The sequence below is a fragment of the Pseudomonas sp. FDAARGOS_761 genome, from assembly GCF_013343155.1.
GTDB classification, from domain to species: Bacteria; Pseudomonadota; Gammaproteobacteria; order Pseudomonadales; family Pseudomonadaceae; genus Pseudomonas; species Pseudomonas aeruginosa.
This window is the reverse complement of sequence record NZ_CP054572.1, coordinates 3,214,379-3,223,421: the sequence shown is the minus strand read 5'-3', so window position 1 is coordinate 3,223,421 and position 9,043 is coordinate 3,214,379. Positions and strand designations below refer to the sequence as shown.

At 65.0% G+C, this 9,043-nt stretch carries 12 protein-coding genes and 1 tRNA gene; 8 read left to right on the top strand and 5 right to left on the bottom strand.

Going from position 1 to position 9,043, the window contains the following annotated elements:
- Positions 1–64: 64 nt before the first annotated feature.
- Positions 65–1,021, top strand: coding sequence for a formate/nitrite transporter family protein (locus FOC67_RS14895; RefSeq protein WP_009313936.1), 957 nt, complete (start codon positions 65–67; stop codon positions 1,019–1,021).
- Between the two features lie 50 nt (positions 1,022–1,071).
- Here the strand turns inward: FOC67_RS14895 and FOC67_RS14890 are convergent, their stop codons facing one another.
- Positions 1,072–2,355 carry an FAD-binding oxidoreductase gene (locus FOC67_RS14890; protein ID WP_009313938.1) on the bottom strand — a complete coding sequence of 428 codons (1,284 nt, stop codon included), beginning with the start codon at positions 2,353–2,355 and terminating at the stop codon, positions 1,072–1,074.
- A gap of 183 nt (positions 2,356–2,538) precedes the next feature.
- Between FOC67_RS14890 and FOC67_RS14885 the strand changes: the two genes are divergently transcribed.
- From FOC67_RS14885 to FOC67_RS14875, 3 genes are all read left to right on the top strand, one after another.
- A tRNA-Val gene (locus FOC67_RS14885) sits at positions 2,539–2,615 on the top strand.
- 155 nt (positions 2,616–2,770) lie between these two features.
- The gene (locus FOC67_RS29935; RefSeq protein ID WP_369810898.1) at positions 2,771–2,911 is read left to right on the top strand and encodes a hypothetical protein; all 141 of its coding nucleotides are present in this window, start codon (positions 2,771–2,773) and stop codon (positions 2,909–2,911) included.
- A gap of 267 nt (positions 2,912–3,178) precedes the next feature.
- Positions 3,179–3,700 (top strand): hypothetical protein, encoded by a 522-nt coding sequence (locus FOC67_RS14875; RefSeq protein ID WP_003119901.1) that lies wholly within the window; start codon positions 3,179–3,181, stop codon positions 3,698–3,700.
- Positions 3,701–3,792: 92 nt separating this feature from the next.
- Here FOC67_RS14875 and FOC67_RS14870 read toward each other — a convergent pair whose 3' ends face one another.
- Complete coding sequence (locus FOC67_RS14870; protein ID WP_003099153.1) at positions 3,793–3,963, bottom strand: hypothetical protein; 171 nt, start codon at positions 3,961–3,963, stop codon at positions 3,793–3,795.
- Between the two features lie 251 nt (positions 3,964–4,214).
- On the opposite strand from FOC67_RS14870, the gene FOC67_RS14865 reads away from it, so the two are divergent.
- A complete protein-coding gene (locus tag FOC67_RS14865; RefSeq protein ID WP_003114427.1) occupies positions 4,215–4,436 on the top strand; it encodes a hypothetical protein in 222 nt (73 codons plus the stop codon).
- Between the two features lie 6 nt (positions 4,437–4,442).
- On the opposite strand, the gene FOC67_RS14860 is transcribed toward FOC67_RS14865, so the two are convergent.
- Positions 4,443–5,468 (bottom strand): diguanylate cyclase, encoded by a 1,026-nt coding sequence (locus FOC67_RS14860; RefSeq protein ID WP_009313941.1) that lies wholly within the window; start codon positions 5,466–5,468, stop codon positions 4,443–4,445.
- Positions 5,469–5,799: 331 nt separating this feature from the next.
- On the opposite strand from FOC67_RS14860, the gene FOC67_RS14855 reads away from it, so the two are divergent.
- The 3 genes from FOC67_RS14855 (at position 5,800) to FOC67_RS14845 (ending at position 7,352) form a co-directional block, all read left to right on the top strand.
- Positions 5,800–6,039: a hypothetical protein gene (locus FOC67_RS14855; protein WP_003099145.1), complete on the top strand. Its 240-nt coding sequence runs from the start codon at positions 5,800–5,802 to the stop codon at positions 6,037–6,039.
- Between the two features lie 101 nt (positions 6,040–6,140).
- The gene (locus tag FOC67_RS14850; protein ID WP_003114424.1) at positions 6,141–6,920 is read left to right on the top strand and encodes a PhzF family phenazine biosynthesis protein; all 780 of its coding nucleotides are present in this window, start codon (positions 6,141–6,143) and stop codon (positions 6,918–6,920) included.
- Between the two features lie 21 nt (positions 6,921–6,941).
- Positions 6,942–7,352 (top strand): NUDIX hydrolase, encoded by a 411-nt coding sequence (locus tag FOC67_RS14845; protein ID WP_003138822.1) that lies wholly within the window; start codon positions 6,942–6,944, stop codon positions 7,350–7,352.
- Positions 7,353–7,501: 149 nt separating this feature from the next.
- Here FOC67_RS14845 and FOC67_RS14840 read toward each other — a convergent pair whose 3' ends face one another.
- Complete coding sequence (locus FOC67_RS14840) at positions 7,502–7,984, bottom strand: DUF6632 domain-containing protein (RefSeq protein ID WP_003099136.1); 483 nt, start codon at positions 7,982–7,984, stop codon at positions 7,502–7,504.
- A gap of 5 nt (positions 7,985–7,989) precedes the next feature.
- Complete coding sequence (locus tag FOC67_RS14835; protein WP_003108887.1) at positions 7,990–8,958, bottom strand: enoyl-CoA hydratase/isomerase family protein; 969 nt, start codon at positions 8,956–8,958, stop codon at positions 7,990–7,992.
- Positions 8,959–9,043: the final 85 nt, after the last annotated feature.

Here is a 9,043-nt window from a genome sequence, read left to right as displayed (position 1 = left end):
TTGTCGGAACCCCGTTCCAGCGAGACGGCTCTATACCTGGGTGGACCCCACTCAGGTGCAGAGCATGGCCAACGACAAGCAGACTTCGACTCCCGGCCCCCGACAACCGGCCAAGGGCGGCGCGGCGGGCAAGCGCCAGGGGCGTGCAGCGGAGGGCGCGCGCAAGCCGCGTGCGCGCGGCGAGGAGCGGAAAGAGAAACCGGCCGACGGACGTTCGGCCACGGCGCTGACCGCCAACGAGCGGCGGGAGATCGACGACAAGCAGCCACCGCGCGCCGCTGTCCTGCACGAGGTGATTCGCGTCCAGGGCGAACACGAGCTGCAGCGCACGGTGGCGGCGCTCTGGTGGTCGGCGGTGGCGGCGGGACTGACCATCGGCCTCTCGTTGATGGGCATGGGCCTGTTCCGCGCGGCCCTGCCCGAGCAGGAATGGGCGATCATCGTCAGCAGCTTCGGCTATCCCATGGGCTTCCTGGCAGTGATCCTCGCCCGCCAGCAACTGTTCACCGAAAACACCCTGACCGCCGTGTTGCCGGTGATGACCGAGCCGACCCTGGAAAAGGCCTGGCAACTGTTGCGTCTCTGGAGCGTGGTGCTGTTCGGCAATATCGTCGGTACGCTGCTGTTCGCCTGGGCGGTGCTGCATCTGCCGATCTTCAATGAAGCGGCCGACGCGGCGTTCCTCGAGATCGGCCGCGAGGTGATGCACAACGACCTGGCGCAGATGTTCGCCAAGGGCATCGTTTCCGGCTGGATGATCGCCACCATGGTCTGGCTGATCCCGGCGGCGGAGGGCGCGAAGATCTGGATCATCGCGATGGTCACCTACCTGATGGCGCTGGGCAGCTTCACCCACATCGTGGTGGGTTCGGCGGAGGTAGGCTACCTGGTGTTCGCCGGGGAAATCGACTGGTCCGAGTTCCTGCTGAAGTTCGCCCTGCCTACCCTGGGCGGCAACATCGTCGGCGGTAGCCTGATCTTCGCCCTGATCAGTCATGCGCAGATCCGTAGCGAAGGTTGAGGCGCGGATGGAAAAAACGGCACCCCGGGGTGCCGTTCTACCGACGCGGACTAGACCCCGAGCTTGTCGCGCAGGCTGTAGTACCAGGCGCCGATGGCGGTGAACGGTACGCGGAACAGCTTGCCGCCGGGGAAGGGGTAGTGCGGCAGGCCGGCGAATGCGTCGAAGCGCTCGGCCTGGCCGCGCAGGGCTTCGGCCAGGACCTTGCCGGCGACGTGGGTGTAGGTCACGCCGTGGCCGCTGCAACCCTGGGAATAGTAGATGTTGTCGCCGATGCGGCCGACCTGGGGCAGGCGCGAGAGGGTCAGCAGGAAGTTGCCGGTCCAGGCGAAGTCGATCTTCACGTCCTTCAGTTGCGGGAAGGTCTTGAGCATCTTCGGCCGGATGATCGCCTCGATGTCCGCCGGATCGCGAGCGCCATAGATCACGCCGCCACCATAGATCAGGCGCTTGTCGCCGGAGAGGCGATAGTAGTCGAGCAGGTAATTGCAGTCTTCCACGCAGTAGTCCTGCGGCAGCAGGCTGTGGGCCAGTTCCTCGTTCAGCGGCTCGGTGGTGATCACCTGGGTGCCGCAGGGCATCGACTTGGCCGCCAGTTCCGGGACCAGACCGTTGAGGTAGGCGTTACCGGCGACCACGATGAACTTCGCCTTCACTTTGCCTTGCGGGGTATGCACCACTGGGCTGGCGCCGCGCTCGATGCGGGTCGCCGGGCTCTGCTCGTAGATTCTGCCGCCGAGTGACTCCACTGCCGCCGCTTCACCGAGGGCGAGGTTCAGCGGCTGGATGTGGCCGCCGCTCATGTCGAGCATGCCGCCTATATAGTTGTCGGTCGCCACCACCTCGCGGATGCGCTTGGCGTCCATGATCTCCAATTGGTTGTGGCCGTAGCGTTCCCACAACTGTTTCTGTGCGCGCAGGTGATCCATCTGCTTCTCGGTGAAGGCGGCGAACACCCCGCCGTCCTTCAGGTCGCACTGGATACCGTAGCGGGCCACACGCTCGCGGATGATGCGCCCGCCTTCGAAGGCCATCTCGCCGAGCAACTGCGCTTCGCGCTTGCCGACGGTGCGCTCGATCACGTCGATGTCGCGGCTGTAGCTGTTGACGATCTGGCCGCCGTTGCGCCCGGAAGCGCCGAAGCCGACCTTGGCGGCTTCCAGTACGGTGACCTTGAAACCATTCTCCAACAGGAACAGGGCGGTGGAGAGGCCGGTATAGCCGGCACCGATCACGCAGACGTCGGTTTCGACCTCGCCCTGGAGTTCCGGGCGGGGCGGCGCGGGATTGGCCGACGCGGCGTAATAGGAGGAGGGGTAGGGGGTGTGCGGCATCTTGCACCTCTGTTTTTTATTTTTTACGGATGCCCGGATGCTACCCGAGTCGAAATCGGCCGGCTAGCCTCCGTGCAAAATTTTCAACGGACCCCCTGAAAATAAAAATTCCACTTTTTCAGAGAGTTAGCGAAAAAAAAGCTTGACGGTGTTTTTGGGGTCTGTAGAATGCGCGCCATCAGCAGGCACGTAGCTCAGTTGGTTAGAGCACCACCTTGACATGGTGGGGGTCGTTGGTTCGAATCCAATCGTGCCTACCAAACAAATCCCGCACTGCTGGCGGGGCAAGAAAGGCGATCCGAAAGGGTCGCCTTTTTTCGTTTGGGTCGGTCTTTGCCGACCCTGGCGCCTTCACGCTGGAGGCGTTGCCGGGCACCGGAACCGTCCCGCTCGCGGACGGCCTGGCGGGAGTGACTTGTCCCGCGACGACTTCACCGGGCCGTGCACGTACGTCGAACTCGGTGCCGGAGTCATTGCTAGCGGTTCGGGCACGGCGATCCTCTTCGGCCTCGATCCCAAGCTGCTGGCGGCGGCCTACCTGGGGGCGTTGTTCTGATGCAGGAGGGCGATCCGGGAGGATCGGCCTTTTTACTTTGCGCAGGCGTGCGGCGGCCAGAGCTTCGTTGAGTTCCATGGCCAGCGGGGCGGTGGCGGAAATCGTTACCGGCGTGGTGATCGTCAGTGTGCCGATCACGGGCATGCTGCGTTCCTCGCTTCGGTGCGCTCGGACGTCCGGCGCGGGGAACGGTCGTCGGAGATTCCGAACCGGCGTGGATCGATTCTTTCCAAACAAGCCCATCCACTCGTTCGAGGTGTCGTGCTTGTGTCCAGGTTGATCATGCCCGGAGGGCCGTTGTCGCAAGAATCCGATGTCCGGATCTTCTGTTCAGCCAAGGAGCGGCTGGACTTCTACCGGCGGGAAATCCACTACGAGACGGGCCAGCTATCCAGTCGGACCAACGCCTACCTGACGGCGCAGTCGTTCCTGGTCATCGCCTATGCCTCGTCGATGGCCAACTTGAACCCGGCCTGGGGCGAGCTGTTCACCCTGGTGGTGCCGGCGCTCCTGGCACTGCTCGGGATCGTCAATTCCCTGCATGCCTGGCCGGGCATCCAGGCATCCTCGGAGATCATCTGCCACTGGCAGTTCAAGCAGTCCTGCCTGCTGCACAGCGATCCGGAAATCGGCCTGGCCTACGATGATTCGCCATTGTTCAGCGAACGCGAGGTCAACCGCGGCAGCTTCGAGAAAACCTTGCTGTTCTCGCGACGCGTGCCGTTTCTGTTCGCCGGCTTCTGGTGTGCGCTGGGCGTGTTTTCGCTTTGGTTGCAACTGGCCGGTTAGCGCTGGTGGCCCATCGCTTCGGCAAGGCTTGGTGTTGGCGGAGGCTTGCCGGCTCGATAGGCGGGCGCCGTCGGATCCGGGAACGCTCGGCGTCAGGGCGCTGCCTGCTCGCAGAGATCGTTGCCGAGGAGGCGCGCGCCCAGGCCGCGAAGCAGGTAGGTCTCGACATGGCTGCCGTCCGGGCAGTCGACTCGGTAGCCGAGCGCCAGGCCGGCGGAAAGAAGAACGAACAGGAACAGGCCGATATGTTGCAGTTTGCTCATGGTGTTTTTTACGAAAGAGGCTTGAGGGCGCAGGCGATTCTAGTGCAATGAGGCAGGGGGAGGAGCCGATTTGCATGCCTAAGCGGTCTACATGGTCCAGGGCGCCCAGCGATTCGACAGTCGCCCTGCGCCGATCGACGGCGAGCCGGAGCGAATCCGGCCGCAACTGCGTCTGTACCTGGGTTGAGCCGTTGACGGGCGCTGTCGCTGCCTTTATAAGACCGCCTCACGCAGCCGGCAGGCAGTCGAAGATGAGCGACGAAGACGATATTCACGAACCCGAACACGATCACCTGCTGGATAACGATTACCTTGAGGACGAGCGTGACGAAGATACGTTCGGCGCGCTCGACGAGCCCGATGCCTGCGGAACCGGCAGGCGACGTTCCTGCGAATATTGCGACGCGGTCCAGGTGCCAGTCGATAGCGAGGGTTTCTCTATCTGCGCCGATTGCGCAGGGCTGGAGGACTAGCCCTGGTCAGACGCTGACCACCCGGTTGCGTCCGGCACGCTTGGCGTCGTACAGCGCGGCATCCGCCCGGGCGAGTGCCCGTTCCGGTTCTTCGCCGCTGCCGGCCAGGGTACAGCCGGCACTGATGGTCACCGGCACGGACGTGCCGGCACAGTCGATCGGGGTCGCTTCCATCAGTTCGCGGATGCGATTGGCGATCATGGTCAGTTCCGCGGTCTCGCGGACCCGGACCATCGCCACGAACTCCTCGCCGCCGAAACGCGCCAGGAGATCTTCCGGCCGCAGCGCCGCGCGCAGTCGCGAAGCCGCCTCGCGGAGGACGCTGTCGCCGGCCCGGTGCCCCAGGGTGTCGTTGATACGTTTGAAATGGTCGATATCGCTGTAGATGATGCCGATGCTCTGGCCGCTGGCCCGCGCCAACTCCAGTTCATGCTGGTGCAGCGCGTGGAAGCCGGCCCGGTTCCACAATTGGGTGAGGGGGTCGAGCAGTGACTTGCGCTGCTCCCGGTCGATCTCCTGGCGCAGGAAGCGGGTGTGCTCGGTGAGGCTGCGTAGCTGGAGATATCCTTCGGCCAGGATCGACAGTCGATTGAGCTGGCGTCCTTCCCGGAGATCCAGCAGCCGCGGGCTCGGGTCGATCAGGCAGAGTGTGCCGATGGCCTGGCCATTGCTGGCGTGCAGGGGCTCGCCGGCGTAGAAGCGGATGAAGGGCGGCCCGGTGACCAGCGGATTGTCGTGAAAACGCGGATCCCTGGAGGCGTCCGTCACCATCAGCGGTTCGCTGGCCAGGATGGCGTGGCCGCAGAAGGACAGGTCGCGCGGCGTCTGTTCGGCATCCAGGCCGATACGGGCCTTGAACCATTGGCGGTCGTGGTCGATCAGACTGATCAGCACGGTCTTCACCCCGAAGGTTTCCCGCGCCAGTTCCACCAGGGCGTCCAGATAGTGTTCGGCGGGGGTGTCGACCAGCACCATGTCGTCCAGGGCCTGCTGGCGCAGGGCTTCGTCGGGAGGGAGGGGGCAGGCGAGCATACTGGATCCTGATCACGGTGGAGTCTTTCGGTATAGCTGCCGGACAGGCTGAAGGCCAGCCTGGCGTCCGCAGTCGGCGCAAGGGTGAAGAGGGCAAAAAAAATCCCGGCCGCGTGGAGCAGGCCGGGAAAGGATCCAGGGATGTACAGCGCCCACAGCTTATGTCGGCGGCGGTTTCGATGAAGCTGCCGGATCTGGTAGGCGCGATTTTCGCGTCGATGTGTGACCCGCTTCGCCGACTATCCTGGCAAGTGGGGTCGCGAACCAATAGGATTTGCGGGTTTTATTCAATCTGGGTGAATGCGTGCAGGAAATCTACTCTGAAGAACAGATGCGCAAGGCGCTGGGCCTTGCCGAAACACGACCGAAAAAGGCCCGGACCGAGGCTAGCCAGCCGGTCCGCTACACCATCGTCGAACTGAGCGTGCGCAAGGACGGGGCGGGATTGCCGCTGCGTTTCGAACATCGCTCGCGCTCCATCAGCAAGGTCACCGCGCAACTGGAAGCGGAGAAGGAAGCCAAGCGCCAGGGTTACCAGGTCTGGGCGCTGCTGGATATCCGGCAGATCTGAGCGAGGCGCCTGCGCTGGCGCAACCGCGCGGGGGCGCGGCATTGTCCTGGTCGAGGTCCGGCTGCTAAGGTGCGCAGCCCATCGACACAGGAGTCCGGAACATGGAACTGACGATCTTCCAGGTCGACGCATTCGCCGACAGTCCCTTCCAGGGCAATCCGGCGGCGGTCTGCCCCCTCGATGCCTGGCTGGACGACGAGCGCCTGCAGGCTATCGCGGAAGAGAACAATCTTTCGGAAACCGCCTTTGTCGTCGGCCGCGACGGCGACTATCGATTGCGCTGGTTCACGCCGCAGGTCGAGGTGGACCTGTGCGGCCATGCGACCCTGGCGACGGCCTGGGTGCTGATCCACAAGCTCGACGACGCTTCCCCGGTACTGCGTTTCGCCACCCGCAGCGGCGAGCTGAGCGTACGGCGCGAGGGCGACTCGCTGGCGATGGACTTCCCGGCCAAGCGTCCGGAGCCTTGCGCGACACCGGACGGACTGCTGGAGGCGCTGGGTATTGCCGAGGCGGAAGTGCTGAAGACCGACGATTACCTCGTGGTGGTCGACGACGAAAAGACGATCGCTGCCCTGGCGCCTGACTTCGCCCGGCTGAAGGGCTTGCCGTGCCGCGGGGTGGCGGTGACCGCGCGCAGCCAGCGCTTCGATTTCGTCTCGCGCTGGTTCGGGCCCAACGTCGGCGTCAACGAAGACCCGGTGACCGGTTCCGCGCATACCTCCCTGGCGCCGTACTGGGCGCAGCGCCTGGGCAAGACCCGGCTGAGCGCCGAGCAGGGCGGGGCGCGCAAGGGGCGCCTGGAATGCGACGTGCGCGGCGAGCGGGTGGTCATCTCCGGCAAGGCGGCGTTGTACATGAGCGGTACGCTCCATCTCTGATCCCGAAGCAGGAGTGCGACGATGCCGGCACCGCAGGTAGGCGTGGGCGTCCTGATCTTGCGGGACGGCAAGGTGTTGCTGGGGCGCCGCAAGGGCAGCCACGGCGCTGGCTGCTGGTCGGCGCCCGGCGGCCATCTCGAGTTCGGCGAGGCGGTGGAGGACTGCGCCCTGCGCGAAGCCCTGGAAGAGACCGGCCTGGCGCTGAGCGAACTGCGCCACGGCCCGTTCAGCAATGACGTCTTCGAGGGGCGCCACTACCTCACCGCGTTCATCCTGGCCGGTTGCGCGGAGGATGCCGAGGCGCGCCTCATGGAGCCGGGCAAGTGCGACGGCTGGGCCTGGTTCGATTGGGCCGATCTGCCGGAGCCGCTGTTCGCGCCCCTGGCGAGCCTGCGCCGGCGGGGCTATTCGCCCTTCGATCCGGTGCGCTGAGCGACAGGCAAAAAAAATCCCGACCGCGGGGGAGCTGGTCGGGAAATACCCTTGGGGTTCGCACACACCGTGAGCATAGGCCAGTCCGCAACGGCATCAAGAGGAGCCTGTTCGAACTGCTAGGCCCCTTTGAGGCCGTTGCACCGTCGTCATCTCCGCTCGACGGCGAGCGAAGGGGCTGCCCGCTTGCGTTGCGGTATCCAGAACAGCATCAGCGGCAGCAGCGAGGCCCAGCCCAGCAGGACATCGCCGGCCAGGTGGATGTGTTCGCCGGGCATCAACAGTCCCTGCAGGAACATCAGGCCGAAGTGCGCGGCATTGGCCGCCACGGTGAAGTCGATGAACAGCCGGTGGCGGAAGGGCTGGCTGGCGGCGCGCCAGAGGAATGCGCCCCAGACCAGGTAGATCGTCGAGATCATCAGCTCGTAGTGCTGTCCGCCGCCTTGCTGGTCGCCCCAGCGAACCAGGCGGAGCAGCAGGCGCCCGGCGTCGGAGTCGAGCAGCGACTGGTCGAGCCGCAGGAGCAGCGTGGCCAGGGCCAGGCCGAAGAACAGCAGGAAGCCGCCGGCCATCAGGCGAATGCTCAGGGTCAGCCAAGGCGTGGCGGAAACCGGGGAAGGGGAAGCAGTCATGCAGATCACCTGTAGGCCATGTCGATGGCGTTGCCTTCGGTCAGGTCGTCGAAATCCGCACGGCGGAAAGGACGCTCTTCGCGGGTGATGGTGCGCACCCGTTCGATGTATTCGCGCATGGCGCGGCGGGTATTGCCTTGGGAGGCGGCGGAGAGGAAGCCGGCCTTTTCGCTGGCCATGCCCTCCGTCCAGTCGCGGGAAGCCGCCTGGTAGATCGAACGCTTGATCAGGTGCACCGCCTGCGGCGAGCGCCGGGACAGGCGTTGCGCCAGCGCGTCGGCGGCTTCCAGTAGCTCCTCCGCTGGCGCCAGCCCGTTGACCAGGCCCAGCGCAAGGGCCTGGCGCGGCTCCAGCAGTTGTCCTTCCAGGCACAACTCCAGGGCTTTGGCCACGCCCAGGCTGCGCGCCAGCATCTGGGTGCCGCCGCCTCCCGGTATCAGGCCGATGAGTACTTCCGGTTGGCCGAGGAAGCGTTCCACCTGGTCGTCCTCGGCCATCAGGCGCAGGTCGCAGGCCAGCGCCAGCTCGCAGCCGCCGCCCAGGGCCAGGCCGTTGATCGCGGCGATGAACACCTTGTCCATGCGGCGCATGTGCGCGGTGACCTCATGGAACAGGTTCATGTCGGCGACGCCGGCCAGCAGGGTGTGACGCAGCAGCTTCCTCGCTCCAGGCAGGTGGCGCAGGAGGCTTTCGCTTTCCAGCAGCAGGCGTGTCAGCCAGGCCGGCATGGAGAAGGTGATGGGGGCGACGGCGCGCTCGATCTCGTCGACGTCGAAGTGGGTCAGGAAGACCCCATCCGCCGCTCCGGAAAGGATGACGGCACCGATGTCCTGGCGCTGCTCCAGGTCGTCCAGCAGGTCGGCCAGTTCCTGCATCACCGCCGTGGTGAGGAAGTTCGCCGGGGGATTGTCGAGCAGGACCTGCAGGACGCGTCCTCGTTGTTCTATGCGCAGGTGTCGCGGTGCTAGAGTCATTGCGGCTTCCTCATTGGATAACGATTGTTATATAACGATCATTATCCAATGTCGCGCCATCGTCTCCCCAACCAACGGATAGTCT

What these genes read in the sequence shown, in the direction of transcription:
- FOC67_RS14855 (WP_003099145.1), top strand. Translation starts at nt 5,800, where the DNA reads ATGCGCAAGGCGCTGGGCCTTGCCGAAACACGACCGAAAAAGGCCCGG.
- FOC67_RS14870 (WP_003099153.1), bottom strand. Translation starts at nt 3,963, where the DNA reads ATGAGCAAACTGCAACATATCGGCCTGTTCCTGTTCGTTCTTCTTTCC.
- FOC67_RS14865 (WP_003114427.1), top strand. Translation starts at nt 4,215, where the DNA reads ATGAGCGACGAAGACGATATTCACGAACCCGAACACGATCACCTGCTG.
- FOC67_RS14850 (WP_003114424.1), top strand. Translation starts at nt 6,141, where the DNA reads ATGGAACTGACGATCTTCCAGGTCGACGCATTCGCCGACAGTCCCTTC.
- FOC67_RS14890 (WP_009313938.1), bottom strand. Translation starts at nt 2,355, where the DNA reads ATGCCGCACACCCCCTACCCCTCCTCCTATTACGCCGCGTCGGCCAAT.
- FOC67_RS14840 (WP_003099136.1), bottom strand. Translation starts at nt 7,984, where the DNA reads ATGACTGCTTCCCCTTCCCCGGTTTCCGCCACGCCTTGGCTGACCCTG.
- FOC67_RS14835 (WP_003108887.1), bottom strand. Translation starts at nt 8,958, where the DNA reads ATGACTCTAGCACCGCGACACCTGCGCATAGAACAACGAGGACGCGTC.
- FOC67_RS14845 (WP_003138822.1), top strand. Translation starts at nt 6,942, where the DNA reads ATGCCGGCACCGCAGGTAGGCGTGGGCGTCCTGATCTTGCGGGACGGC.
- FOC67_RS14895 (WP_009313936.1), top strand. Translation starts at nt 65, where the DNA reads ATGGCCAACGACAAGCAGACTTCGACTCCCGGCCCCCGACAACCGGCC.
- FOC67_RS14860 (WP_009313941.1), bottom strand. Translation starts at nt 5,468, where the DNA reads ATGCTCGCCTGCCCCCTCCCTCCCGACGAAGCCCTGCGCCAGCAGGCC.